Here is a 24,173-nt window from a genome sequence, read left to right as displayed (position 1 = left end):
GAGCGGGGCCGCTCTCATAACAACAACAGAGTCTCGATCATGAAAACCAGTCTCAAGCTCGGCGGTGCGTATATCGGCCTGGTGGTGGGCGTCGGCTTCGCCTCGGGCCAGGAGATCCTCCAGTTCTTCGGCGGTTTCGGCATCATGGGCCTGGCCGGCGCGATGGTGGCGCTGGCACTGTTTGCCTTCCTGCTGATGAACCTCTACCAGATCGGCAGCCGCCTGCAGACCCAGTCGCACAAGGAGGCCATGGAGTACATCTGTGGCAAACCGCTGGGCCGCGTCGTCGACCTGATGCTGACCTTCTTCCTGTTCGGCACCATGGTGGTGATGTTCGCCGGCGCCAACTCCTCCTTTGAGCAGCAGCTGGGCATCGGCCATTCCATCGGCGGCATCGTTCTCGGCGTGATGACCATCATCACCGTGTGCCTGGGCCTGAAGCGGGTGATCACCCTGATGAGCCTGATCACTCCGGTACTCATGGTCATCGTGGCGATCATCGCCATCTACGCGCTGACGCATATTCACAAGCCGCTGGCGGAGCTGGAGCAGATCGCCCTGGCCGTGCCGCACCCGGCGCCCAACTGGCTGCTCGGCGCGCTGCTCTATGTCTCCTACAACGTCGCCGCCACCGCGGCTGCCGTGGTGGTGATGGGCGGCAGCGTGTCCAATCTGCGCACCGCGGCATTGGGCGGTGTGTTCGGCGGCATCGGCGTCGGCGTGCTGATCCTCGCCATGGCCCTGGTGATGCTGGTACAGGTCGACGTGATCGGCGACAGCGCCATTCCCACCCTGCTGCTGAGCAACAACATCGCGCCCTGGTTCGGCGATGTGATGCTCGCCCTGCTGCTGGTGAAGCTGTACTGCACCACCAGCGGCTTCGCCTACACCCTGGCCGCACGCTGCGCTGCCTACGGCGTGCCCTTCCGCGTGGCAACCGTCGCTGCAGTAATACTCGCCTTCATCGCCAGCCAGGTCGGCTTCGTCAAGCTGGTGGGCCTGGTCTACCCGGCCATGGGCTACCTGGGCTTCGTGCTGATGGCGGCGATCGTCATCGCCTGGTGGCGCAACCGCTCGGCACCGCTGGGCCAGAACGCCTGATCCAGGCCCTCTGAAAAAGAGAACGCCCGCCTCTTTCGAGGCGGGCGTTCTTGTTTGCGGCTACGCCCCGGCTGGCGCCGGGACACTGCTCAGCCTTCGATGGCCGGGCGCTGGCCGTTGATGGCGATCCGCTTGGGCTTGGCTTCTTCCGGAACGATACGCACCAGTTCGACACTCAGCAGGCCGTTCTTCAGCGACGCGCCCTGGACCTCGATGTGGTCGGCGAGGCGGAACGACAGCTTGAAGGCGCGCTGGGCGATGCCCTGGTGCAGGTAGGTGACGCTCTCGGAAGCCTTTTCGCGCTTGCTGCCATTGACGGTCAGCACGCCGCGCTCCACTTGCAGTTCCAGGTCTTCCTCCTGCAGGCCGGCAGCGGCGATGACGATGCGGTACTGGTCGTCACCATGCTTCTCGACGTTGTAGGGCGGGTAGGAACTGCCGCTTTCACTGCGCAGGGCGGATTCGAACAGATCGTTGAAACGATCGAAGCCGACGGACTGGCGGAACAGCGGGGCGAGGGAAAGGACGTTGCTCATTGCGAATCTCCTGAAATTTTCAGCAAGGTATGATCGGGAGCCTGTCGTCAGAACTCCGGTGCGGGACCCGTCTTCGGCCTCCCGCAGGGACATAGATAGGGATGGCAAACCCCGTTTCAAGCCCCGTCACGCAAAAAGGATTCGCCCATGCAACCCGTCATGCTCATCACCGGCGCCAGCCGCGGGATCGGCGCCGCCACTGCGCTGCTCGCCGCCAAACGCGGCTATGCCGTAGCGCTCAACTATCGTCGCGAACGTGAAGCGGCCGCGGCACTGGTAGCGAAGATCACCGCCGCCGGCGGCACTGCGCGCGCCTTTGCCGCCGATGTGGCGAATGAAGACGACGTGCTGCGCCTGTTCGGCGAAGTCGACGATGCCTTCGGCCGTCTCGACGTACTGGTGAACAACGCCGGCATCCTCGAGCGCCAGATGCGCCTGGAAGACATGGACGTCGCGCGCCTGCAGCGGGTGTTCGCGGTGAACGTCACCGGCACCTTCCTTTGCTGCCGCGAGGCGGTGAAGCGCATGGCGCAAAAGCACGGCGGCGACGGCGGAAGCATCGTCAACGTCTCGTCCATGGCGTCACGACTGGGCTCGCCCAACGAGTACATCGACTACGCCGCCGCCAAGGGCGCGGTGGACAGCCTGACCATCGGCCTGGCCAAGGAAGTGGCAAGCGAAGGCATCCGCGTGAATGCCGTGCGACCTGGGCTGATCAGGACCGAGATTCACGCCAGCGGCGGCGAACCCGGGCGTGTGGAGCGCCTGCAATCGGCGATCCCCCTGGGCCGGGGCGGCGAGGCGGAAGAAGTGGCGCGGGCGATCCTGTTCCTCGCCTCGGACGAGTCCAGTTATTCCACCGGCAGCTTCGTCGACGTCAGCGGCGGGCGCTGATCCGGCGTTGCCGTGCTGAACGCTGTTGTAGGAGCGAGCTTGCTCGCGAACCACCCAACGCCAGCGCATCGGGACGAACCGCATTCGCGAGCAAGCTCGCTCCTACGAAGAGCAGCCGGGATTCAGGCCGCGACGTCGACCTCGACCTGCAGCATCCGATCCAGCACCTCGCAATCGCTCTCGCGCCGCACCTGGGCGAACAGCTCCACAGCTTCTGGATAACTGCGGGTGAGCATGCCCAACCACTGCTTCAGACGCCCCGGTGCATAGCGCGGCGCCAGCTTGCGACGCGCCTGGCGCCAGAAGTCATCGAGCAACATGCGCACTTCCGACCAGGGCATCGGCACTACTTCGCGACCGTCGCGCCACGCAGCGATCTGCCGAGCAAGATCCGGGCGGGAAACCAGCCCGCGCCCGAGCATGATGTCCGCCACGCCGCTGATAGAGCGGCAGCGGTGGTAATCCTCGAGCGTCCAGACTTCGCCATTGGCGAATACCGGCACCTTCACTGCGTCTGCTACTTTCGCCACCCACTCCCAATGTGCCGGCGGCTTGTAGCCATCGGCCTTGGTCCGCGCATGCACCACCACATGGGCGGAGCCGGCGTCAGCCAACGCACGGGCGCAATCGATAGCCCCATCCGGACTGTCGTAGCCCAGGCGCATCTTCGAGGTCACCGGAATGTGCGCGGGTACGGCGCGGCGCACCGCCTCGATGATGCTGAACATCAGCTCAGGCTCTTTCAGCAGCACGGCGCCGCCACGGGAACGGTTCACGGTCTTTGCCGGGCAGCCGAAGTTCAGATCGATCACCGGCGCACCCAGCTCGCAGGCCTGCACGGCGTTCTCCGCCAACAGTTGCGGGTCGGAACCGAGCAGTTGCACGCGCATCGGCACGCCTGCACGAGTGCGGCTGCCATGCGCCAGTTCCGGGGCGAGCGCCAGGAAGGACGACGGCGGCAACAGCCGGTCGTTGATGCGGATGAATTCGGTGACGCACCAGTCGATGCCGCCGACGCGAGTCAGCACATCGCGAAGGATGTCATCTACCAGCCCCTCCATCGGGGCCAGGGCGATCTGCACGGGAGAATCTCGGGCAATAACGAAGGCCGCGGATTGTAGGGAATGCGCCGCGCCGGGAAAAGCGCGGCACGACGGATCACGCGCCGGCGGCCACGGTTTCCGCAGAGAGCAATGCCCGGCCATATCCCTCGATGAACTCCACCGGCATGCGCTTGGGTTTACCAGTGGACAATTCGATGCAGACGAAGGTGGTCTGCGCGCGCAGCAAGGTCACGGCATCTGCCGGCCGCACCAGCTGAAAGTGACGGGTCATCTTCAAACGCTGGTCGGATTCGACGATCCAGGTCGCCAGCTGCAACTGCTCGCCCTCGTAGGCAGCAGCCAGGTAATCCACTTCATGGCGCACCACGGCCATGGCGCGATCCAGCCGCCGATACTCGGCCAGGTCCAGCCCCAGCTTTTGCGAATGACGCCAGGCGCAGCGCTCCAGCCAACTGACATAGACGGCGTTGTTGGCATGGCCGAGTCCATCGATGTCCTCGGACTTGACCTCGATGTCGATGACGAAGGGGTCGGGCAACTGCCAACTCATGCGGAATGCTCCAGGCTTGCGGCCAACGCGCGGGCTTCGGCGGCCAATTGGGTGATCTGATCCCAGGCGCGGGCGCGCACCAGGCTGGGCGGCGCGATCCAGGTGCCGCCTACGCAGGCGACATTGGGCAGGCGCAGCACGTTGAGCAGGTTTTCCTGGGTAATACCGCCGGTCGGGCAGAAACGGATGCCGGCAAAAGGTGCTTTCAGGCTCTTGAGCATCTTGATCGCGGCATTGCCGTCGGCCGGGAAGAGCTTCAGCGAGCGGTAACCGTATTCCAGCGCCACCAGCACCTCCGAAGGCGTCATCACACCCGGCAAAAACGGCAGCTTGGCATCGTCGGCAGCCGCCACCAGTCGCGGCGTACAGCCAGGGCTGACAGCGAACTGCGCGCCGGCATCGCGCGCTTCCTGGAACTGCTCGGTGTGGATCAGCGTACCCGCGCCGACAATCATCTCCGGCAGCTCGCGGCGGATCTGCGCGACGGCATCCAGCGCCTGCGGAGTGCGCAGCGTCACCTCGAGTACCCGCACGCCACCGTCATATAGCGCGCGGGACAGATCACCGGCCAGCGCCACATCGTCGATCACCAACACCGGCATGACCGGGCGCGCCTGCTGCAGCACCCAATCCAGCGACAGATTCATGCATTCCCCCAGTCGGCCACCCGCGTGCGCAAGACCTCGCGCCCAGGCCGGGGCGGCCGGAAATACCCGAAAGTCTACGCCAGCGCGCCAGATGTGACGACCTGCAACGGGCCATCATGGAACGAAAACGGCGGCCCGTAGCCGCCGTTATCAAGCGGGTGAATGACTCAGGAAACCAATGCCAGGGGCAGCGGCTCCTCGGCCTCTTCCAGGAGTTCCAGAATCGCATCGATGACGACCGGGTCCGCCAGCACCCGGTGATGCCCGCCATTGGCCAGGCGCAGCAACCGGCTCTGCGACCAGGCCTCGTGAATGGCCGCCGCCTCGCTGACCTTCACGTACCGATCATCTTCGGCGTGTACCACCAGGCCGGGGAAGTCCAACTCATAACGCGCCACATCCAGCTGTTTGGCCGCGATCCCCGAACGGCTTTCGATCATCCGGATGAAGCGCGACCGCGCCACCGGCGGCAAGCCGACCACCTTGGAGAAGCCCCGCAGGACGCCGAGCACGTTGCTGGGCGCACCGATGGACACCAGTGTTTCGGTGCGCAACCCCATCTGGGTGGCCAGCAATGCGCTGGCGCCGCCCATGGAATGGCCAATCACGGCGCGCAGCGGCGGTAATTCCCCGGCCGCTTCCAGCAGGGCGCGGGCGAACAGCACGATGTCCGCCTCCTGGCCGGGCGAGCGGCCGTGCCCAGGGCCATCGAGTGCGATGACGCCATAACCGGCGCCTACCAGATGCTCAATCAGCGTGGCGAACTGGGTGGGCCGCCCTTCCCAGCCATGCATCAACAGTACGGCCGGACCTTCCCCCCAACGCAGCGCCGACAGACCGAAACGCAGGGTGACACGTTCGGAACTGGCCAGCAGCGGCAGCTCCCACTCCCGCGGCGCATGCGCGTTGGGCGTCACGAACAGTTGCTGCATACGTCCAGCCGCCCATTGCGGCGCGACGCGGCCCAGGGTGGCGTTGATTCCTCGAACCCAGCTCAGACTGCTCATTTTCCACACCTCCTCAGTTCACCGCCTTCTTCGCGGCACGCAGGACACGATCGGACAGGTCCCCCGTCCCCAGGGCACGGGCCAGCGCCAATCCGCCAATCATCAGGGCCATGTCGCTGAGCACGGTGTCGATTTCCTCGGGGCGGCCGGCCAGCGCCGCCACCATCAGCTCCACGTGCTCTTCCAGGGTCTGGCGAAACGCTTCCGGCAGATTGGCCACCTCGTTCAGCGAACTGGGGATCGGGCAGCCTTCTTCCTCGGTATCGCGATGTTTGCGCGACAAATAGAACTGCGCCGTCAGCGCCCGGCGCTCAGCGAAACTCAATTGCGGATCGAAGCGCTTGAGCCCTTCGCGGCGCTTGGCGAGCAACTGGCGGAAGGCTTCCAGCATCAGCGCGTCCTTGCTCTCGAAGTGTGCGTAGAAGCCGCCCACCGTCAGTCCCGCCGCCGACATGACCTCGCCCACGCTGGGCCCGACCGGCCCGCGCTGCAGCAACGCACTGGTGGCGGCGGAAAGGATGCGTTCGCGGGTCTGGGCTTTCTTGTCGCTCATGGCGGACCTCGGCTCGAGAAATATTATGGAGAGAATATTATTCTCATAATAAAAATCGGCAAGCGCAAAGCGCGACCACTGGTCGGAGGAAAATTTTTTGAGCGTAAAAAAACAAAAGGGCCACTGAAAGTCTCAGTGGCCCTATAGGCATCGCAGAGCGATAAAAATGGCGTCCCCTAGGGGACTCGAACCCCTGTTACCGCCGTGAAAGGGCGGTGTCCTAGGCCACTAGACGAAGGGGACATATCCTTCGAAGAAACCCACCAGGTGGTGGATTCTGGCTTCATCCCGTATGGGAATTTGGTGGAGCTAGACGGGATCGAACCGTCGACCTCTTGCATGCCATGCAAGCGCTCTCCCAGCTGAGCTATAGCCCCAGATGACTCTGGCTGACGACGCGAACGCATCGTCGCTGGATAAGTGGCGTCCCCTAGGGGACTCGAACCCCTGTTACCGCCGTGAAAGGGCGGTGTCCTAGGCCACTAGACGAAGGGGACGCAAAACCTTCGATTTCAGCCTTGTCCGGACCAGACAAGACCTACTGGTAATTTGGTGGAGCTAGACGGGATCGAACCGTCGACCTCTTGCATGCCATGCAAGCGCTCTCCCAGCTGAGCTATAGCCCCAAAGTACCGCTGGATCTACCGTTCCGCTTCGCCCTATCAGTTCAGTTCGTCGCTGGAACGGGGCGCATCTTAGGGGTGAGGCGAACCCCTGTCAACAACATTTTTTCAGAAATCTTATTTTTTCTCCCATAGAACAATCACTTATGTGACCGCCCCGGTTTCCGGCCGGCGAAATCCGCGGCCCGCCTGTCCTCCCCCGGCTCGTCCGCAACCCACGCCGCCAGCATGAAAAAGGCCGGACGCTTCGCAGCGCCCGGCCTTTTTCAGTGTAGGAAAGAACTCACGAGCCGATTGCGTCGCGAATCTTTTCCCACTCCTTGGCTTCTTTCTTCGACGCACCGCCCAGCAACTCCAGGGCCTGGCGCAGGCGATAGCGCGACAGGTCGGCGCCGAGGATTTCCATGGCGTCGAGCACCGATACCGAGCTGGCCTGGCCGGTGATGGCCGGGAACATCAGCGGCATCACGTCACGCAGCTTGAGACCCAGGTGCTCGGCGACGGCCTGGATGGTCGCGGTGATGCGATCCTTTTCCCACTGGCGCAACGCTTCGAGCTTCCACAGCACCAGTTGCAGCACCTGGCGAACCTGGGTGGCATCGAGCTTCTTGTGCTCGAACAGCTTGGCGTCCAGTTGCACGCCGCCGCTGAAGAAGAAACCGGCCAGCGGGGCGATCTGGCTGAAGTTCTCCACTCGGCCTTGCACGTGCGGGGCGATCTTCATCAGGTACTCGGGGTTGAGCGCCCACTTCTGCACTTCCTTGGCGAAGTCCTCCACCGATAGCTCGCGAATCCACTGACCGTTCAGCCAGGAGAGCTTCTCGATGTCGAAGATCGGGCCGCCCAGCGAGACGCGGGACAGGTCGAAGTGCTCGATCATCTCCGCCAGGCTGAACTTCTCGCGCTCGTCAGGCATGGACCAGCCCATGCGCCCGAGGTAATTCAGCAGCGCTTGGGGCAGCAGGCCCATGCGCTCGTAGAAGGTAATGGATGTGGGGTTCTTGCGCTTGGACAGCTTGCTCTTGTCCGGATTACGCAGCAGCGGCATGTAGCAGAGCACCGGCTGCTCCCAGCCGAAGTACTCGTACAGCTTGATCAGCTTGGGCGCCGAGGGCAGCCACTCTTCGCCGCGCAGAACGTGGGTGATGCCCATCAGGTGATCGTCGACCACGTTGGCGAGGAAGTAGGTGGGCAGGCCGTCGGCCTTCATCAGCACCTGCATGTCCATGCGGTCCCACGGGATTTCCACATCGCCACGGAGCATGTCCGGCACCACGCAGACGCCCTCGGTCGGCACCTTCATGCGCACGACGTGGGATTCGCCGGCGGCGATGCGCTGGGCCGACTCCTCTTTCGGGATGTGCATGCAGTGGCCGTCATAGCGCGGGGTTTCCTTGCGCGCCTGCTGCTCGGCACGCAGCGCGTCGAGGCGCTCGGAGGAGCAGAAGCAGGGGAAGGCGTGGCCCTTGTCGACCAGCTCATCGCTGTACTGCTTATAGATGGCGCCGCGCTCGCTCTGGCGATACGGGCCGTGCGGGCCGCCGACGTCCGGGCCCTCGTCCCACTCGATACCCAACCAGCGCAGTGCGTCGAAGATCTGCTGTTCCGACTCGCGGGTCGAGCGCACCTGGTCGGTGTCCTCGATACGCAGGATGAACTGACCGCCGTGCTGGCGGGCGAAGCAGAGGTTGAACAGCGCGATATACGCGGTGCCGACGTGCGGGTCACCGGTGGGAGACGGCGCGATACGGGTGCGGACTGTGGTCATGAAGGCTCTCGTGTGAAGCAATTCTTCGTGTGAAGCGGCGACAGCGCGCGACGGCGCGCGCGCTCATGGGTGCGATGGTATCAGGCGGGCCGCCTTCGGCTCCAGCCAACGACCGGGATCGATGGGCAGGTTGTTGATCAGGAAGTCGAGGAACGCCTTCACCTTCATCGCCTGGAAGCGCCGCGATGGGTAGACGGCATACAGTTCGCCCACCGGCAGCTGAACCTGCGGCAACACGCGTACCAGGCGGCCGCTGGCCAGTTCCTCGTCGACGATCAACTCCGGCAGCGAGGCGATACCCGCGCCCGCCAGCACGGTTTCGCGGGCGAAGGTGATGTTGTTGCACGACAGCACGCGGTGACACGGCACGGTTTCCCCGCGCAACGGCCAATAGCGCTGGGAATCGGCCTGCAGCAGCACGGCGCGGTGCCCGGCCAGTTCCTCGACGGTTTCCGGCCAGCCGTGCAATTTCAGGTATTCGGGGCTGGCGCACAGGCAGCGATTGGTGGTGAGCATGCGCCGGGCGATCAGGGTCGAGTCTTCCGGCTGACCGACCATGATGACGATATCTACGCCCTCCTCCAGCGGATCGACATTACGCGAGGTCAACTCGACCTCGGCTGTAATCTGTGGATAAAGATTCATGAAATCGCCGAGCACCTTGGCCAGGTACATCTGGCCGAACTCGATGGGCGCAGTGATCCGCAACAATCCCGAAGGCGCCTGCTGCAGTTGCATCACCGCCTGCTCGGCCTCGGCGAAGTCATGCATGATCTGCCGACAGCGGTCGTAGTAGGCCTGCCCCACTTCGGTCAGGCGCAGCTTGCGCGTGGTGCGATTGATCAGGCGCACGCCTAGGCGTTCCTCCAGCAGCGCGATACGCCGGCTCACGGTCGATTTCTGCATGCCAAGGCTCTGCGCCGCCTGGGTGAAACTGTGCAGCTCCACGACGCGGGTGAAGATCAGCGCATCATCCAGCCCCATGATTGTTCCCTATAAGCAACAAAGTTTCCGAAGTGTAGCGGCTACGTGCCGCCACGGAACACTGTTACATTGGCAAACATTTTTTGGCCAACCAAACGCTCGTTTACCTATGCCCGCACAATTACAACGCCGCCTGACCGTGTTCTTCGTCATCCTCGCCGTGGTTGCCCTCGCCTTCCTCGCGCGCTGGTACTTCATCGGCCGCTTCGTCGAGACCACCGACAACGCTTACGTGCAGGGCGAGATCACCCGCATTGCCAGCCAGCTCGGCGCCCGCGTCGACGAGGTGCTGGTGCAGGACAACCAGCACGTCGAGAAAGGCCAGTTGCTGGTGAAGCTCGAAGCCGCAGACTTCCAGCTCGCGCTGGACCGCGCCAAGGCCACCCTGGCCACCCGTGAGGCAGAACTGGAGCAGGCGCGCAGCAAGCTCAAGGGCCAGACCAGCATGATTGCTGCCAGTGCGGCGGACGTGAATGCCAGCCAGGCCACCCTCGGCCGCACCGAAGTCGACCTCGGCCGCGCCCAGGCGCTGCGCAAGCCCGGCTACGTGTCGGAAGAGCGCGTGACCACCCTGGCGGCCGACTCCAACGTCGCCCGCTCGCAAGTGGCCAAGGCCCAGGCCGATCTGCAGGCCCAGCGCGTACAGCGCGAAACCCTGGGCACCGACGTCCAGCGTCTGCAGGCGCAGATCGAAAGCGCTCGCGCCGACATCACCCAGGCCGAGATCAACCTCGCCCGCACTGAAATCCACGCACCGGTCAGCGGCCTGGTCGGCCAGCGCGGCGCCCGCGTCGGCCAGTACGTGCAGGTCGGCAGCCAGCTGCTGTCGCTGGTGCCGGATGATGGCATCTGGATCCAGGCCAACTTCAAGGAAACCCAGATCGGCAAGATGCGCCCAGGCCAGACCGCCAGACTGGTGTTCGATTCCTTCCCTGACCAGCCCATCGACGGCCAGGTACAGAGCCTGTTCGCCGCCTCCGGCGCGCAGTTCAGCCTGCTGCCGCCGGACAACGCCACCGGCAACTTCACCAAGGTGGTGCAGCGTATTCCGGTCAAGATCACCTTCGCCGACGAGAACCCGCTCAAGGGGCTGATCCGCCCCGGCATGTCCGTCGAGGCCGAGGTCGAGCTGCGTGTCCGCTGATGCCCTGGTGCGGCCGGTCGGGGAACCGACCCGCCGCGACTGGATCGCCGTGTTCAGCGCCATGCTCGGCGCGTTCATGGCGGTCCTCGACATCCAGATCACCAACTCCTCGCTGAAGGACATCCAGGGCGCGCTGGCCGCCACCCTGGAAGAAGGTTCGTGGATTTCCACCTCCTACCTGGTGGCGGAAATCATCATGATCCCGCTCACCGCCTGGCTGGTGCAGTTGCTCTCGGCGCGCCGGTTGGCCTGGATGATCTCGGTCGGCTTCCTGTTCTCCTCACTGCTCTGCTCGTTTGCCTGGAACCTGGAGAGCATGATCGTGTTCCGCGCCATGCAGGGCTTCACCGGCGGCGCGCTGATTCCGCTGGCGTTCACCCTGGCTCTGATCAAGTTGCCGGAGCACCACCGCCCCAAGGGCATGGCGCTGTTCGCCATCACCGCCACCTTCGCGCCCTCCATCGGCCCGACCCTGGGCGGCTGGCTGACGGAAAACTTCGGCTGGGAGTACATCTTCTATATCAACATCCCGCCGGGCCTGCTGATGATTGCCGGGCTGCTCTACGGCCTGGAGAAGAAGCCGCCGCACTGGGAGCTGCTGAAGAGCACTGACTACGCAGGTATCGTCACCATGGCTATTGGCCTGGGCTGCCTGCAGGTGTTCCTCGAGGAAGGCCACCGCAAGGACTGGCTGGAATCCAGCTTGATAGTCAGCCTCGGCAGCATTGCCCTGGTCAGCCTGATTCTCTTCGTGATCCTGCAGACCTCGCGGCCGAATCCGCTGATCAACCTGGGCATCCTGCGCAATCGCAACTTCGGCCTGTCGAGCATTTCCAGCATCGGACTGGGGATGGGACTGTACGGCTCAATCTACGTGCTGCCGCTCTACCTGGCACAGATCCAGGGCTACAACGCCATGCAGATCGGCGAGGTGATCATGTGGATGGGCGTGCCGCAGTTGTTCCTCATCCCGCTGATCCCCAAGCTGATGAAGATCATCGAGCCGCGCCTGCTGTGCGCCGTGGGCTTCGGCCTGTTCGGCATGGCGAGCTTCTTTTCCGGCGTGCTCAACCCGGACTTCGCCGGCCCGCAGTTCAACCAGATCCAGTTGCTGCGCGCCCTCGGTCAGCCGATGGTGATGGTCACCATCTCGCTGATCGCCACCGTCTATCTGCAACCACAGGACGCGGGGTCGGCTTCGAGCCTGTTCAACATCCTGCGCAACCTCGGCGGCGCCATCGGCATCGCCTTGCTGGCTACCCTGCTGGATAGCCGCGCCAAGGTCTATTACGACTATCTGCGCGAAGCGGTAGTGCCGGTGAACGGTGCGGTGGACGAGCGACTGGCGCAGCTGACTTCACAACTGGGCACGCAACAGGCCGCCCTGGGCAAGATCAGTGAGATTGTCCACCAGCAGGCAGCAATCATGGCCTACAACGACGCCTTCCACGCCATCGGCATCGTGCTGGCAGTCAGCATGGTTGCGGTGCTGCTGACGCGCCCGCTACCGGCAGGAGTAGGCTCGGGCGCAGCAGCCGGCGCGCATTGAGCCCTGCCCGCCAGGGCACTGTAGGAGCGAGCTTGCTCGCGAACGCTTTGTCAGCCGGCCACACCGGCATCGGGCGGTTCGCGAGCAAGCTCGCCCCTACAAGAATCGCCAAGTTGATCAGCCCATGGACACAATGCGGTCGCGCAACTTGCCGATCTCGTCGCGCACGCCGGCCGCAGCCTCGAACTCCAGGTCGCGGGCCAACTGGTACATGCGCTCTTCCAGCTGCTTGATGCGCTTGCCGATCTCGTCGGGTGTGCGCAGCTCGTTCTCGTAGCGCCCGCTCTCCTCCGCCACTTTCGCCAGGCTGCGGCGCTTACCCTTGGCCCCCGGCACCACGGCTCCTTCGAGGATGTCCTTGATGTCCTTCTTCACGCCCTTGGGCACGATGCCGTGCTTGGCGTTGAACTCCAGCTGCTTGGTGCGGCGACGCTCGGTCTCGTTGATCGCACGCTGCATCGAGCCGGTCATGTTATCGGCGTAGAGGATCGCCTTGCCGTGCAGGTTCCGCGCGGCGCGGCCGATGGTCTGGATCAGCGAGCGCTCGGAGCGCAGGAAGCCCTCCTTGTCCGCATCGAGGATCGCAACCAGCGCCACTTCCGGCATGTCCAGGCCCTCGCGCAGCAGGTTGATGCCGACCAGCACGTCGAACTTGCCCAGGCGCAGGTCGCGGATGATTTCCACCCGCTCCACGGTATCGATATCCGAGTGCAGGTAGCGCACGCGCACGTCGTGGTCGCCCAGGTAGTCAGTAAGGTCCTCAGCCATGCGCTTGGTCAGGGTGGTGACCAGCACTCGCTGGTCCAGCGCCACGCGTTTACCGATTTCCGAGAGCAGGTCATCCACCTGAGTGGTCGCAGGGCGGATTTCCACTTCCGGGTCGACCAGGCCGGTGGGACGCACCACCTGCTCAACCACCCTTCCAGCATGCTGATCCTCATAGGGGCCAGGCGTCGCCGAAACGAAGATGGTCTGCGGGCTGATCGCCTCCCACTCCTCGAAGCGCAGCGGGCGGTTATCCAATGCCGAGGGCAGGCGGAAGCCGTACTCCACCAGGGTTTCCTTGCGCGACCGGTCGCCCTTGTACATGGCGCCTACCTGGGGAACGCTGACGTGGGATTCGTCGATCACCAGCAGCGAATCGGCCGGCAGGTAGTCGTAGAGGGTTGGCGGCGGCTCGCCGGGACCGCGTCCCGAGAGATAGCGCGAGTAGTTCTCGATGCCATTGCAGTAACCCAGCTCGAGGATCATCTCCAGGTCGAAGCGGGTGCGCTGCTCCAGGCGCTGGGCCTCCACCAGCTTGTTGTTGGTGCGCAGGTAGTCCAGGCGCTGCTTGAGTTCGGCCTTGATGTGCTCCACCGCCTCCAGCAGCGTCTCCCGCGGGGTGACGTAGTGACTCTTGGGGTAGAAGGTGAAGCGCGGCAGCTTGGTCAGCACCTCGCCGGTGAGCGGATCGAAAGCGGCGATATTCTCCACTTCGTCGTCGAACAGCTCGACGCGGATGGCCTCCAGGTCCGATTCCGCCGGGAAGATATCGATCACATCGCCACGCACCCGGAAGGTCGCGCGGGCGAAATCCATGTCATTGCGGGTGTACTGCAGGCTGGTGAGGCGGCGCAGCAGTTCGCGCTGGTCCATCTTGTCGCCGCGATCCAGGTGCAGAACCATCTTCAGGTAAGACGCCGGATCACCCAGGCCGTAGATCGACGACACGGTGCAGACGATGATGGCGTCCTTGCGCTCCAGCAGCGCCTTGGTCGCCGACAGCCGCATCTGCTCGATGTGGTCGTTGATCGAGGAGTCTTTCTCGATGTAGGTGTCCGAGGACGGCACATAGGCCTCGGGCTGGTAGTAATCGTAATAGGAGACGAAGTATTCGACGGCGTTGTTCGGGAAGAAGGTCTTGAACTCGCCGTAGAGCTGCGCGGCCAGCGTCTTGTTAGGCGCCAGCACCATTGTCGGGCGCTGCACCTGGGAGATGACGTTGGCGATGCTGAAGGTCTTGCCGGAGCCAGTCACCCCCAACAGCGTCTGGTGCGACAGCCCGGCTTCCAGCCCTTCCACCATCTGTCGGATGGCTTCGGGCTGATCGCCGGCCGGCTCGAACCGCGAATCCAGCTGGAATAACGACATGGGAACCTCGCTTTGACGTGTGACGCTTCGGTCGCCAAAGCGTCATACCAGTCGAAAAGCATGCGCGACAACTCGCCGCCTGCCATAGAGGCCTATATAATACCGGCCCGTCGACGCAACCCCCAGCGCCGTGAGCGGGCGGGTTGCAATTGCACTTCACTCCCGCCTTAGAGCTGCTGCCAAAATGAGTCTGTTCTCCGCTGTCGAAATGGCCCCCCGCGACCCGATCCTGGGCCTGAACGAAGCTTTCAACGCCGATACCCGTCCGGGCAAGATCAACCTGGGCGTAGGCGTTTACTACAACGAGGAAGGCCGTCTCCCGCTGCTGCGCGCCGTGCAGGCCGCGGAGAAAGCCCGTATCGAGGCCCACGCTCCGCGCGGCTACCTGCCGATCGAAGGCATCGCTGCCTACGATTCGGGCGTGCAGAAGCTGCTCTTCGGCGCTGATTCCGAGCTGCTGGCCGAAGGCCGCGTGGTCACCACCCAGGCTGTGGGCGGCACCGGAGCACTGAAAACCGGCGCCGACTTCCTCAAGCGCCTGCTGCCCAACGCCACCGTCGCCATCAGCGACCCGAGCTGGGAAAACCACCGCGCACTGTTCGAAGCCGCCGGCTTCCCGGTTCAGAACTACCGCTACTACGACGCCGCCACCAACGGCGTGAACCGCGTGGGTCTGCTGGAAGACCTGAACGCGCTGCCTTCTCAGTCGATCGTCGTTCTGCACGCCTGTTGCCATAATCCGACCGGCGTCGACCTGACCATGGACGACTGGAAGCAGGTCCTGGACGTGCTCAAGGCCAAGGGCCACGTGCCGTTCCTCGACATCGCCTACCAGGGCTTCGGCGACGGCATCGACGAAGACGCCTCCGCTGTACGTCTGTTCGCCAAGTCGGGCCTGAACTTCTTCGTGTCCAGCTCCTTCTCCAAGTCGTTCTCGCTGTACGGCGAGCGCGTTGGCGCCCTGTCGGTCGTGACTGACAGCCGCGAGGAAGCCACCCGCGTCCTGTCTCAGGTCAAGCGCGTGATCCGCACCAACTACTCCAACCCGCCGACCCATGGCGCCAGCGTCGTCGCCGCCGTGCTGAACAGCCCGGAGCTGCGTGCGGTCTGGGAAGAAGAGCTGGGCGAAATGCGCACCCGCATCCGCGCCATGCGCGTGGCCATGGTCGAGCAACTGGCCGCCCTGGGCGCCAAGCGCGACTTCAGCTTCGTTGCCCAGCAGCGCGGCATGTTCTCCTACTCCGGCCTGACCGCCGAGCAGGTCGAGCGCCTGAAGAACGAATTCGGTATCTACGCCGTCGGCACCGGCCGCATCTGCGTTGCCGCGCTGAACAACGGCAACCTGGATACCGTCACCCGCGCCATCGTCCAGCTGCTGTAAAAAATTAAGGGGAAGTCATCGGAACATTGTTGACTTCCCCTTTTTAATCAGTAAGATACGCACCGTTGTTCCGCGATAGCTCAGTCGGTAGAGCAAATGACTGTTAATCATTGGGTCCCTGGTTCGAGTCCAGGTCGCGGAGCCAAATTCAAAGCCCTCGGCATATGCCGGGGGCTTTTTCTTTGTGCCGCTGGACTCTCTCCAGGGACTGCGTCCCAGGTGATTCCCCCTTCGGGGCCGCGCTGAAGCGCGTTCGGCTGACGCCGTCGAGTCCAGGTCGCGGAGCCAAAATTCAAAGCCCTCGGCACATGCCGGGGGCTTTTTCTTTGTGCCGCTGGACTCTCTCCAGGGACTGCGTCCCAGGTGATTCCCCCTTCGGGGCCGCGCTGAAGCGCGTTCGGCTGACGCCGTCGAGTCCAGGTCGCGGAGCCAAATTCAAAGCCCTCGGCACACGCCGGGGGCTTTTTATTGGACGCATGAAAGTCCTGAATGGAAAAGCCGGCCAACGACCGGCTTTTCCATTTCATAAGGAAGGCTCAGAGCGAAATCCTGTCGCGATTCTTATCCAGGGTGCCCTTGCCTATTCCCTTCACTTCCAGCAACTGATCGACGCTGGTGAACGGCCCATTACTGGTTCGATAGTCGACGATAGCCTGGGCCTTCACCTTGCCGATGCCCTTCAGGGACTTCTGCAATTCTTCGATGGACGCCGTGTTGATATTCACCGACTCCACCTGGGAAACAGGCGCCTTGGCGGCGGGAGCCGGCGCTTCGGCCGCCGGCTTGGCGGCGGGCTGGGCGCTTGTGGCTGCCTGAGTCAGGCCGGCAAAGGAAAGGCCGGCAATCAGGAACACGCTGGCGATGGAAAGCAGTTTCTTACTCATGGGTTGTTTCCTTATGAATGACTTTTAGGCAGGCGCGGCCGCGCCGCCTGAAAGAACATATCGCCAGGAATACCCTTGAAAACGCTGGTTTAGAGAGTCAGCGGCAGTTTCCGGCGCCGCTGACAGATCGGAAAGAAAGGACTGACAACGCTCGCAGATACGAATACAGCGCCGTCTGCTACGAACCCTGATTCAGGGCTCCATCCGTCGCTGCTGGTGGATCAGGTCGACGATCTCGCCCTCGGGGCAATAGCCGCTGACGGTTTCCCGCAACAGTTGCCGGACCCGCGCATAATTTCCCTGGTCCACCGCCATTAGCAGGTCGGCCAGCACCAGCTTGAAGCCCTCCCAGTGCATCAGCTCCTCATTGGCCTTCATGATCATCGGATGCTCGGTGGCGCTGACGTTGTCGCCAATCAGCAGCTCTTCGTAGAGCTTCTCGCCGGGCCGCAGACCACTGAACTCGATGGAGATGTCACCGTGCGGGGTACGCTCGGAGCGAACGCTCAGGCCGGACAGGTGAATCATCCGCTCGGCGAGCTCGAGAATCTTCACCGGCTGCCCCATGTCCAGCACGAAGACGTCGCCACCGCGCCCCATGGAACCGGCCTGAATCACCAACTGGGCCGCCTCAGGGATAGTCATGAAATAGCGGGTGATCCCCGGATGGGTCACGGTAACCGGACCGCCACGCTTGATCTGCTCACGGAACAGCGGGATCACCGAGCCGGATGAGCCGAGCACATTGCCGAAGCGAACCATGGTGAAACGGGTCTTGTTGACCTGGTGCACGCCAGACTTGTCGCCGAACAGCACCGGCGCCGACTCCTGGCTCAAAGCCTGCAGAATCATTTCGGCCAGACGCTTGGTGCTGCCCATGACATTGGTCGGCCGCACCGCCTTGTCGGTGGAAATCAGCACGAAGTGCTCCACCCCCGCCCGCACCGCCACCTGGGCGGTATGCAGGGTGCCCATCACATTGTTCAGCACGCCTTCGGAAATATTGTGCTCGACGATGGGCACATGCTTGTAAGCCGCAGCGTGGTAGACGGTGGCAACCTTCCAGGTGCGCATGACGTCGAGAAGGCGCTCGGCACTGCGCACCGAGCCCAGAATCGGCACCAATTGCACCGCGAGGGACTCACGCTTGATGCGATTCTCCAACTCCTGGTGCACGCGATAGAGGTTGTATTCGCTGTGTTCGAACAGCACCAGCACGGTCGGCCCCGAGCCGAGGATCTGCCGGCAGAGCTCCGAACCGATAGAGCCGCCAGCGCCAGTGACCATCACCACTTCGCCACGAATGCAGTGCTCGAACAGCTCCTTGCGCGGCTCAACCGGGTCGCGTCCGAGCAGATCGGCGATATCCACTTCCTGGATGTCATCCACCCGCACCCGGCCGTTGGCCAGTTCGATGAACCCCGGAACACTTCGCACGTGGACCGGATAAGGCTCGAGGAGACCGAGAATTTCGCGGCGGCGGGCGCGCGTTGCAGAAGGGACAGCCAGCAGCACTTCCTGCACGCCGGTCTCGTCGATCATCTGCTGGATATGTTTGGGCTTGTAGACGCGCAGCCCCGCAATGACGCGGTTGGCGATCTCGTCGTCGTCGTCGATGAAAGCCACCGGGCGCATCGCGCGACCGAGGCGCAAGGCGGCAACCAGTTGGTTGCCGGCAGAACCCGCACCGTAGACGGCGACTTTCGGCAGACCATCCTGCTGCTTGAGAAAAGGAACGGCTTGTACCGTGCTGTACCAGTCACCCATGAAGAACTGCCGCATGGCCAAGCGCAGGCCGCCAATCATCAGCAGGCTCAACCACCAGTAGTTCAGCACCAGCGAGCGCGGTACCGCCTCAGTCACCGAGCGGTTCCAGTAGACCACCAGCGAAAGCAGCAAAGCCGAGATCGTCACCGCTTTCCAGATGGCAATCAGCGCGTCATTGCCGAGATAACGCATGACCGCTCGGTACATGCCGAAGCGAATGAACAGCGGAATGGCCACAGCCGGTGCTGCCACGAACAGCCAGCCGTGCACGCGGAACGGATACTCCAGATCGTCCGTGCCTAACCGCACGATGAACGCCAACCACAGCGCGAACCACACGAGGAAGATATCGGTGGTGACCTGCAGTAACCGTTTATGTCGTCTCGGAAGCCTCAGCAGGCGTTCTCGGAGCATCAGCGCTTGTCCTTAATCCCGAGCGGAGGAAATCGTCCACCCGCTACATTGACCACCAAATCCGGCGGAGTTCAGCTCACATCCTGTTCATCCGGACGACCTGCGCCCTGATGAGCTACGACAAGCACCAAAGGAGCATAGGCCACAATGAGCGCCAGCAAACCCGAAACTTGCCCCAGCGCCACCAGCAATGCCAGCGGCATGAGCCACAGCACATTGATGGCGGTCACCGCCAGCGATACCCGCAGGTGGCTGCCGTAACGCCGTGACGCGCGCTGGTAGGCATGGCTGCGATGCGCCTCGTAGACGCGCTCGCCGCGTATCAGGCGACGAATCAGGGTGAAGGTGGCGTCGACGATGAACACGCCGAGCAGGATCAGCCAGCTCCAGATCAGTGGCGACGCCACCGACCCCGCCTGCAATGCCAGCCCCCCAAGGATCAGCCCGAGGAAACCGCTGCCCGCATCACCCATGAAAATGCGCGCTGGAGGGAAATTCCAGACCAGGAATCCTGCCGCCGCCAGGCCCAGGATCAAAGGCAGCCAGGCCAATTGCGATGTTCCGACCGCCCATCCGCAAAGGGCGCCACCCAGGCAGACGCTGATGGCTTCCAGACCGGCGATCCCGTCGATACCGTCCATGAAGTTATAGAGGTTGAGGAGCCAGACCAGGAACACCAGCCCCAGGAAATCCCCCAGCAGGCCCAGATCCAGCATCCCCCAGGGCATCGGGAGCGGAGGTACTCCACCCAGCCAGCACAGCAGCCAGAGCGCGGCGACAAAATGCCCGAGCAGACGCCAGCGTGCGGGAATATGGCGATGATCATCAAGGAAGCCAATGGCCGCGACCAGGACACCTGCTGGCAGCAGGGCCAACAGACTGCGCCCATCCACTGCGCCGAGCAGGCCAGCCAACGGCAGGCAGCCGAGGAATCCCAGGACAATCGCGACACCGCCGCCGCGCGGCGTGGGAATCTGGTGCGAACTGCGGGCGTTCGGAATGTCCATGATGCTGCGCGCCAGTGCATAGCGGCGCACACCGGCAGTCATGGTCCAGGACGCGACGAACACCGCAACCAGCAGCAATACCATGCTCATCGGTTCTGCTCCTGACTGAATTCCTTGGCCGCTTCCTGCAGCGCCTGCTCGACGCTGACCGGCGGAATCCAGCCCAACTGACGGCGCGTCGCGGAAATATCCACCTGCAGCGATCCCAAAAGGCGCTGGACCTGTTGGCTCCGCCCGGTCAGCAGCCCCAGCAGATGCAACAGCCCTGACGGAACCGGCAGCAGGCGCGGGCGAACCCCCAGCGCCTTGCTCAGGCCGCGACACAACTGCGCCGTGGACAGATCCTCGCCATCACTCACCAGGAATACCTGCCCTGCCGCCGCGGGATGCTGGGCACAAAGCAGCAGCAAGTCGACCAGATTGTCCCGAGCCACCAGGCTGCGACGATTATCGATGGCCCCGAAGGGCAACGGCAGGCGACGCTGCAAGGCACGCATCAGGCTGGCGAAGTTGGCCTTCACGCCCGGTCCATAGACCAGCGGCGGGCGTACCACGACCACTTCCAATCCGGTCTGCGCGGCAACCGCGAACAGGGCTTGCTCAGCTTCGAGCTTGGACTGCCCGTAAGGGTCCTGCGGTTGCGGAGCCGCATCGGCAGTGAAGGGAAGGCCCGGCGCGGTTTCCTCGCCATTGACCTTGATCGAGCTGACGAAAACGAAACGTTTCACTCCAGCGGCGGCCGCTTCCTGCGCCAGATGCCGGGTCGCCTCGACATTGACGGAGCGAAACTCGGCGAGCGGATCGGCCGCCCGCTCATCCATGACGTGGACGCGCCCAGCGCAATGGATCACCACATCGACTCCGCGCAAGGCCTGCGCCCAGGATTGCGCCACGCTCAGCCCATCGATCTGCGCCACTTCGACGCCATCGGGCCATTGCGCCGCGATGCCGCGCTGGGAGACACGCACCTGCACATCGTCTTCCTGACGCAAGCGCGCCAGCACGCCTCGGCCGACAAATCCAGTCGCGCCCGTGAGTAGAACCTTCAATCCAGTACCTGCCGAACCTGACGCCTACGGCGTCTTCCATGTTTGAGCGAACGTGTCAGAGCGGCGAGATGACCGGCCGCAGGGCATTCCAAGCGTGGCAACTGGGACATTGCCAATGAAGCTCGCGGCCGGCGAATCCACACTTGCCGCATCGATAGCGCGGCATTGTCTTATACAAACCGATGATTATTGGAGCGATTTTTCCGGCAGCCGAGTCTTTTTCGCGATCGCTGCCGACCACCTCAAGGTACTCGCTGACACCCTGCCAGGAAGGATGGCGCTCCACCCGCTCCAGCAGGCTGTGCCGCCAGGTGGTCGCCCCTTCCACCGGCTCGCTCTCGGCCAGCAGCGCGAGGATCGCCGGAGGCACCTCTTCGCCCATGGCCAACTCACGCAAGCAGGCCAGTAGCTCCGGCCGGGCGAGGCCATCATGACGTCGCAGCAGCGGCACGATCTCGCCCAGGAAAGCCTTGGCATCGCTGGCCAGTTCGCCAATGGTGGCGACCGCCGCAGCCTGATCCTTGCGCCACAGCTCGCAGTCCAGCCGCATCAGCAGCGCACGCACGCAACGCCTGTCGACACGACGGGCCTCACGCAGCAGCTCCTGCATGGCGCTGCGATCCCCGGCCTTGCCTTTTTCCTGGGCCAGCTCGCAGTAATAGTTGGCCCAGGCGGCGCTCAATTCCGGGCGGCTCGGCACCAGCCGGGCCGCCAGCTCGATGGCTCGCGACCAGTTCTTCTCGCGCTCGCAGATCAGCCGCTGCTCATCCAGCGCCTCGAGGGAGATAGGCTCGTCGCGCTGCTGCGTCAACTCGTCCAGCAACTCTTCGGCGCTGCCGAGCAGGCCGCCAGCGATGTAATCGCGCGCCAGCTCCAGACGCACCTGTGCAACCAGCGAACCATCCTCGCCAGCGCGGCCCAGCAGGTCCTGGTGGATATGGATGGCTTTTTCGATATCGCCGCGTCGGCGGAACAGATTGCCGACGTGCAGGTGGCTTTCAAGAGTCTCCGGGCTGACGACCAGGCCCTGGGAAAGGCTCTCCAGCGCGTCGTCAGAATGCCGCTCCAGCAAGTTGTGCATGCTGTGGACACGGGTCCGGAGGTTCGAGTCGGACGCGGGCTGGTTTCGGGAAAGGGAGCGACGCCCCATCCACCAGCCGATGGCCAGGGCGCAGAAGAAGAACAGCGTGGCGATGACGCTAGGCATGGTCCGTCAGCGACTTTTCACGCAGCGCGTCATTCTCCTTACGGAAACGAGTGACTTCGGAGCGCAGCCCGGTCATGCGGACGTGCGCCTTAGCGCGGAACGGAATGCTCAGCAGCAGGCCGATCACGCCCCCCAGGATGAAGGCAAGGGAAATGAAGACCACCAGCGGCCACTGCGGCGACTGCCAGCCAAGGAAAGTCAGTTGGGTCGATTGCAGGTTCTCCAGGACGAAAACCACGACGACGGCGGCCAGAACGACCAACGCCAGAATCAGCAGGAAACGCTTTGCCCGAAGCATGGACACTCCTTCTTGAAGACGGATACCCCGGGGTCACTCGGGTTCATTGACGCGGTCGCGCAGCTCCTTGCCGGGCTTGAAGTGCGGGACGAACTTGCCGTCCAGGCGCACGGACTCGCCGGTCTTCGGATTGCGGCCGGTGCGCGGCGCACGGTAATGCAGCGAGAAGCTACCGAAACCCCGGATTTCGATGCGATCCCCAGTGGCCAGAGCCTGGGACATTTGCTCAAGCATGGTCTTGATCGCCAGCTCCACATCCTTTGCGGAAAGCTGCCCCTGATGGGTGACGATTCTCTCGATCAACTCCGACTTGGTCATGGTTTTCCCTTCTTTTTCAAGCGGCTAGATCAGCTCTAGGTTCTTTTAGCATGCTGGTCATGCTTTGAACAGCCCGAACGGGAAGGATGTGTTTTCATCCGGTCAAGTAGTTGGCAAATAAAAAATGGCCGATCTCCGGCAGAGGAGATCGGCCACGGTCGCGTCCAGGAGCGGGAGGACGCGCAAACAGGAAACGGATCAGGCGATGGTGGCGAGCTGCGCCTTGGCCTTGGCCAGGCCCTTCTCGGCGAACTCACCGCCCATGTTCAGGCCCTCGGCGTGGATGAAGGTCACGTCGTGAATGCCGATGAAGCCCAGCGCCTGGCGCAGGTAGGGTTCCTGGTGATCCAGCGCACCGCCGGCATAGATGCCACCGCGGCTGGTCAGGACGAAGGCGCGTTTGCCGGTAAGCAGGCCCTGGGGGCCGGTCTCGGTGTACTTGAAGGTGACACCGGCGCGCAGCACGTGGTCCAGCCAGGATTTCAGGGTGCTGGGGATGGCGAAGTTGTACATCGGCGCGGCCAGCACCAACACATCGGCGGCTTGCAGCTCGGCAGTCAGTTGATTGGAGCGTTCCAGCGCGACACGTTCGACTTCGCTGTGCTCCTGCGCCGGCTTCATCCAGCCGCCCAGCAGATTGGCGTCCAGGTGTGGCACCTGCTCGAGGGCCAGATCACGGACCTGGATATCGTCAGCCGGGTGAGCGGCCTGCCACTGGGCGATGAAATCGCGGGTCAGCTGGCGGGAAACGGAACCATCCTGACGGGCACTGCTCTCGATAACCAGAACGCGGGACATGGACTGGACCTCCATCGGTCGTTGAATGTGTCGATGGAGGCCATCCTAAATATGAACAAATCGATAAAAAAGCGTAAATACTCGCTTCTAATTATCGAATAAATTGATTTCTTCCGGAGCAGCTTCTAATCTTGTCCGGCAGAAGTGTCAGGACGGGTTACAGGTCAATTTGATCCGCAGCTTGATCACCGCACGGCTGAAGCTGGAAGTCAGGTTGGCTTCCTTGCCCGGCGCGATGCTGGCCTTGCGTACATGGGGCGTCTCGGGCCCGTTGACGAAGACTGCAGTGCAGGTCACCGACTGCTGCCCGACGTTGCGCAGGATGATCGCGCCCATCTGGTCGCCTATGTCCTGGGTCTCGACATCCAGCTCGGCACCATTGAGGCTCTTCTGCACTTCGATGGGATAGGCCAGGGCGGTCAGCGGCAACAGTGCCAGAACGGCACAACAGATTTTTTTCATGGCGGTCTCTTGTTGGTCTTCTGCGGACCGCCAGA

The 24,173-nt window shown here is 63.3% G+C and carries 23 protein-coding genes and 5 tRNA genes; 6 read left to right on the top strand and 22 right to left on the bottom strand.

What is annotated here, in order from left to right:
- Positions 1-39 precede the first annotated feature (39 nt).
- The gene (locus AC2T4A_RS14320) at positions 40-1,101 is read left to right on the top strand and encodes a YkvI family membrane protein (protein WP_486743565.1); all 1,062 of its coding nucleotides are present in this window, start codon (positions 40-42) and stop codon (positions 1,099-1,101) included.
- 89 nt (positions 1,102-1,190) lie between these two features.
- Here the strand turns inward: AC2T4A_RS14320 and AC2T4A_RS14315 are convergent, their stop codons facing one another.
- On the bottom strand, positions 1,191-1,637 hold the full coding sequence (locus tag AC2T4A_RS14315; RefSeq protein ID WP_486743564.1) for an Hsp20 family protein: 447 nt from the start codon (positions 1,635-1,637) through the stop codon (positions 1,191-1,193).
- A gap of 147 nt (positions 1,638-1,784) precedes the next feature.
- Here AC2T4A_RS14315 and AC2T4A_RS14310 point away from each other — a divergent pair, with 147 nt between their 5' ends.
- Positions 1,785-2,531 carry an SDR family oxidoreductase gene (locus AC2T4A_RS14310; RefSeq protein ID WP_486743563.1) on the top strand — a complete coding sequence of 249 codons (747 nt, stop codon included), beginning with the start codon at positions 1,785-1,787 and terminating at the stop codon, positions 2,529-2,531.
- A gap of 122 nt (positions 2,532-2,653) precedes the next feature.
- Here the strand turns inward: AC2T4A_RS14310 and AC2T4A_RS14305 are convergent, their stop codons facing one another.
- The 11 genes from AC2T4A_RS14305 to AC2T4A_RS14255 all read right to left on the bottom strand — a co-directional run bounded on the left by AC2T4A_RS14305 (position 2,654) and on the right by AC2T4A_RS14255 (position 9,727).
- Positions 2,654-3,613, bottom strand: coding sequence for a tRNA dihydrouridine synthase (locus AC2T4A_RS14305; protein ID WP_478377506.1), 960 nt, complete (start codon positions 3,611-3,613; stop codon positions 2,654-2,656).
- A 76-nt stretch (positions 3,614-3,689) separates the two neighbouring features.
- Positions 3,690-4,145: an acyl-CoA thioesterase gene (locus tag AC2T4A_RS14300; protein ID WP_478377505.1), complete on the bottom strand. Its 456-nt coding sequence runs from the start codon at positions 4,143-4,145 to the stop codon at positions 3,690-3,692.
- Positions 4,142-4,792 (bottom strand): bifunctional 4-hydroxy-2-oxoglutarate aldolase/2-dehydro-3-deoxy-phosphogluconate aldolase, encoded by a 651-nt coding sequence (locus AC2T4A_RS14295; RefSeq protein ID WP_486743562.1) that lies wholly within the window; start codon positions 4,790-4,792, stop codon positions 4,142-4,144. The genes AC2T4A_RS14300 and AC2T4A_RS14295 overlap by 4 nt, the downstream gene beginning before the upstream one ends.
- Before the next feature lie 167 nt (positions 4,793-4,959).
- Positions 4,960-5,799: an alpha/beta fold hydrolase gene (locus tag AC2T4A_RS14290; RefSeq protein WP_486743561.1), complete on the bottom strand. Its 840-nt coding sequence runs from the start codon at positions 5,797-5,799 to the stop codon at positions 4,960-4,962.
- Between the two features lie 13 nt (positions 5,800-5,812).
- Positions 5,813-6,352, bottom strand: coding sequence for a TetR/AcrR family transcriptional regulator (locus tag AC2T4A_RS14285; RefSeq protein WP_416745061.1), 540 nt, complete (start codon positions 6,350-6,352; stop codon positions 5,813-5,815).
- Positions 6,353-6,519: 167 nt separating this feature from the next.
- Positions 6,520-6,595: transfer RNA gene (locus tag AC2T4A_RS14280), tRNA-Glu, on the bottom strand.
- A 58-nt stretch (positions 6,596-6,653) separates the two neighbouring features.
- Positions 6,654-6,729 (bottom strand) — tRNA-Ala (locus tag AC2T4A_RS14275).
- A 44-nt stretch (positions 6,730-6,773) separates the two neighbouring features.
- Positions 6,774-6,849: transfer RNA gene (locus AC2T4A_RS14270), tRNA-Glu, on the bottom strand.
- 53 nt (positions 6,850-6,902) lie between these two features.
- Positions 6,903-6,978: transfer RNA gene (locus tag AC2T4A_RS14265), tRNA-Ala, on the bottom strand.
- A 280-nt stretch (positions 6,979-7,258) separates the two neighbouring features.
- The gene (gene gltX, locus AC2T4A_RS14260) at positions 7,259-8,743 is read right to left on the bottom strand and encodes a glutamate--tRNA ligase (RefSeq protein ID WP_416745062.1); all 1,485 of its coding nucleotides are present in this window, start codon (positions 8,741-8,743) and stop codon (positions 7,259-7,261) included.
- Positions 8,744-8,806: 63 nt separating this feature from the next.
- Positions 8,807-9,727, bottom strand: a complete 921-nt coding sequence (locus AC2T4A_RS14255; RefSeq protein WP_416745063.1) for a LysR family transcriptional regulator — start codon at positions 9,725-9,727, stop codon at positions 8,807-8,809.
- A gap of 109 nt (positions 9,728-9,836) precedes the next feature.
- Between AC2T4A_RS14255 and AC2T4A_RS14250 the strand changes: the two genes are divergently transcribed.
- Together AC2T4A_RS14250 and AC2T4A_RS14245 are read left to right on the top strand one after the other, a co-directional pair.
- Positions 9,837-10,871 carry an HlyD family secretion protein gene (locus AC2T4A_RS14250; protein WP_416745064.1) on the top strand — a complete coding sequence of 345 codons (1,035 nt, stop codon included), beginning with the start codon at positions 9,837-9,839 and terminating at the stop codon, positions 10,869-10,871.
- Positions 10,861-12,420 (top strand): MDR family MFS transporter, encoded by a 1,560-nt coding sequence (locus AC2T4A_RS14245; protein WP_478377502.1) that lies wholly within the window; start codon positions 10,861-10,863, stop codon positions 12,418-12,420. The genes AC2T4A_RS14250 and AC2T4A_RS14245 overlap by 11 nt, the downstream gene beginning before the upstream one ends.
- Positions 12,421-12,537: 117 nt before the next feature.
- Here the strand turns inward: AC2T4A_RS14245 and uvrB are convergent, their stop codons facing one another.
- Positions 12,538-14,553 carry an excinuclease ABC subunit UvrB gene (gene uvrB, locus AC2T4A_RS14240; protein ID WP_416745065.1) on the bottom strand — a complete coding sequence of 672 codons (2,016 nt, stop codon included), beginning with the start codon at positions 14,551-14,553 and terminating at the stop codon, positions 12,538-12,540.
- A gap of 184 nt (positions 14,554-14,737) precedes the next feature.
- Here uvrB and AC2T4A_RS14235 point away from each other — a divergent pair, with 184 nt between their 5' ends.
- Both AC2T4A_RS14235 and AC2T4A_RS14230 read left to right on the top strand, forming a co-directional pair.
- Positions 14,738-15,934 carry an amino acid aminotransferase gene (locus AC2T4A_RS14235; protein ID WP_486743560.1) on the top strand — a complete coding sequence of 399 codons (1,197 nt, stop codon included), beginning with the start codon at positions 14,738-14,740 and terminating at the stop codon, positions 15,932-15,934.
- A gap of 69 nt (positions 15,935-16,003) precedes the next feature.
- Positions 16,004-16,079 (top strand) — tRNA-Asn (locus tag AC2T4A_RS14230).
- A gap of 391 nt (positions 16,080-16,470) precedes the next feature.
- Here the strand turns inward: AC2T4A_RS14230 and AC2T4A_RS14225 are convergent.
- The 9 genes from AC2T4A_RS14225 to AC2T4A_RS14185 all read right to left on the bottom strand — a co-directional run bounded on the left by AC2T4A_RS14225 (position 16,471) and on the right by AC2T4A_RS14185 (position 24,138).
- On the bottom strand, positions 16,471-16,818 hold the full coding sequence (locus AC2T4A_RS14225) for a ComEA family DNA-binding protein (RefSeq protein ID WP_486743559.1): 348 nt from the start codon (positions 16,816-16,818) through the stop codon (positions 16,471-16,473).
- A 192-nt stretch (positions 16,819-17,010) separates the two neighbouring features.
- Positions 17,011-18,999: a polysaccharide biosynthesis protein gene (locus AC2T4A_RS14220; RefSeq protein WP_478377500.1), complete on the bottom strand. Its 1,989-nt coding sequence runs from the start codon at positions 18,997-18,999 to the stop codon at positions 17,011-17,013.
- A gap of 71 nt (positions 19,000-19,070) precedes the next feature.
- Positions 19,071-20,096 carry an MraY family glycosyltransferase gene (locus tag AC2T4A_RS14215; RefSeq protein ID WP_486743558.1) on the bottom strand — a complete coding sequence of 342 codons (1,026 nt, stop codon included), beginning with the start codon at positions 20,094-20,096 and terminating at the stop codon, positions 19,071-19,073.
- Positions 20,093-21,055 (bottom strand): UDP-glucose 4-epimerase family protein, encoded by a 963-nt coding sequence (locus AC2T4A_RS14210; RefSeq protein WP_486743557.1) that lies wholly within the window; start codon positions 21,053-21,055, stop codon positions 20,093-20,095. The genes AC2T4A_RS14215 and AC2T4A_RS14210 overlap by 4 nt, the downstream gene beginning before the upstream one ends.
- 55 nt (positions 21,056-21,110) lie before the next feature.
- Positions 21,111-22,262: a tetratricopeptide repeat protein gene (locus tag AC2T4A_RS14205; RefSeq protein WP_486743556.1), complete on the bottom strand. Its 1,152-nt coding sequence runs from the start codon at positions 22,260-22,262 to the stop codon at positions 21,111-21,113.
- Positions 22,255-22,560 carry a lipopolysaccharide assembly protein LapA domain-containing protein gene (locus AC2T4A_RS14200; protein WP_416745072.1) on the bottom strand — a complete coding sequence of 102 codons (306 nt, stop codon included), beginning with the start codon at positions 22,558-22,560 and terminating at the stop codon, positions 22,255-22,257. Before AC2T4A_RS14200 ends, AC2T4A_RS14205 begins: the two co-directional genes overlap by 8 nt.
- A 33-nt stretch (positions 22,561-22,593) precedes the next feature.
- A complete protein-coding gene (gene ihfB, locus AC2T4A_RS14195; protein ID WP_015478091.1) occupies positions 22,594-22,878 on the bottom strand; it encodes an integration host factor subunit beta in 285 nt (94 codons plus the stop codon).
- Between the two features lie 198 nt (positions 22,879-23,076).
- Entirely contained in the window at positions 23,077-23,676 is a 600-nt protein-coding gene (locus AC2T4A_RS14190; RefSeq protein WP_486743555.1) for an FMN-dependent NADH-azoreductase, read from the bottom strand.
- Positions 23,677-23,823: 147 nt separating this feature from the next.
- Positions 23,824-24,138: a 3-phosphoglycerate kinase gene (locus tag AC2T4A_RS14185; protein WP_416745074.1), complete on the bottom strand. Its 315-nt coding sequence runs from the start codon at positions 24,136-24,138 to the stop codon at positions 23,824-23,826.
- Between the last annotated feature and the right edge of the window lie 35 nt (positions 24,139-24,173).

It is taken from the genome of Pseudomonas sp. PVC-3-1 (genome assembly GCF_057444315.1).
This window is presented reverse-complemented; position numbering and strand designations above follow the sequence as displayed.

Bases quoted from the DNA above. Each gene is read 5' to 3' on its own strand.
- AC2T4A_RS14320 (WP_486743565.1), top strand. From the start codon at position 40: ATGAAAACCAGTCTCAAGCTCGGCGGTGCGTATATCGGCCTGGTGGTG.
- AC2T4A_RS14315 (WP_486743564.1), bottom strand. From the start codon at position 1,637: ATGAGCAACGTCCTTTCCCTCGCCCCGCTGTTCCGCCAGTCCGTCGGC.
- AC2T4A_RS14310 (WP_486743563.1), top strand. From the start codon at position 1,785: ATGCAACCCGTCATGCTCATCACCGGCGCCAGCCGCGGGATCGGCGCC.
- AC2T4A_RS14300 (WP_478377505.1), bottom strand. From the start codon at position 4,145: ATGAGTTGGCAGTTGCCCGACCCCTTCGTCATCGACATCGAGGTCAAG.
- AC2T4A_RS14295 (WP_486743562.1), bottom strand. From the start codon at position 4,792: ATGAATCTGTCGCTGGATTGGGTGCTGCAGCAGGCGCGCCCGGTCATG.
- AC2T4A_RS14290 (WP_486743561.1), bottom strand. From the start codon at position 5,799: ATGAGCAGTCTGAGCTGGGTTCGAGGAATCAACGCCACCCTGGGCCGC.
- AC2T4A_RS14285 (WP_416745061.1), bottom strand. From the start codon at position 6,352: ATGAGCGACAAGAAAGCCCAGACCCGCGAACGCATCCTTTCCGCCGCC.
- gltX (WP_416745062.1), bottom strand. From the start codon at position 8,743: ATGACCACAGTCCGCACCCGTATCGCGCCGTCTCCCACCGGTGACCCG.
- AC2T4A_RS14255 (WP_416745063.1), bottom strand. From the start codon at position 9,727: ATGGGGCTGGATGATGCGCTGATCTTCACCCGCGTCGTGGAGCTGCAC.
- AC2T4A_RS14250 (WP_416745064.1), top strand. From the start codon at position 9,837: ATGCCCGCACAATTACAACGCCGCCTGACCGTGTTCTTCGTCATCCTC.
- uvrB (WP_416745065.1), bottom strand. From the start codon at position 14,553: ATGTCGTTATTCCAGCTGGATTCGCGGTTCGAGCCGGCCGGCGATCAG.
- AC2T4A_RS14235 (WP_486743560.1), top strand. From the start codon at position 14,738: ATGAGTCTGTTCTCCGCTGTCGAAATGGCCCCCCGCGACCCGATCCTG.
- AC2T4A_RS14225 (WP_486743559.1), bottom strand. From the start codon at position 16,818: ATGAGTAAGAAACTGCTTTCCATCGCCAGCGTGTTCCTGATTGCCGGC.
- AC2T4A_RS14220 (WP_478377500.1), bottom strand. From the start codon at position 18,999: ATGCTCCGAGAACGCCTGCTGAGGCTTCCGAGACGACATAAACGGTTA.
- AC2T4A_RS14215 (WP_486743558.1), bottom strand. From the start codon at position 20,096: ATGAGCATGGTATTGCTGCTGGTTGCGGTGTTCGTCGCGTCCTGGACC.
- AC2T4A_RS14205 (WP_486743556.1), bottom strand. From the start codon at position 22,262: ATGCCTAGCGTCATCGCCACGCTGTTCTTCTTCTGCGCCCTGGCCATC.
- AC2T4A_RS14200 (WP_416745072.1), bottom strand. From the start codon at position 22,560: ATGCTTCGGGCAAAGCGTTTCCTGCTGATTCTGGCGTTGGTCGTTCTG.
- ihfB (WP_015478091.1), bottom strand. From the start codon at position 22,878: ATGACCAAGTCGGAGTTGATCGAGAGAATCGTCACCCATCAGGGGCAG.
- AC2T4A_RS14190 (WP_486743555.1), bottom strand. From the start codon at position 23,676: ATGTCCCGCGTTCTGGTTATCGAGAGCAGTGCCCGTCAGGATGGTTCC.
- AC2T4A_RS14185 (WP_416745074.1), bottom strand. From the start codon at position 24,138: ATGAAAAAAATCTGTTGTGCCGTTCTGGCACTGTTGCCGCTGACCGCC.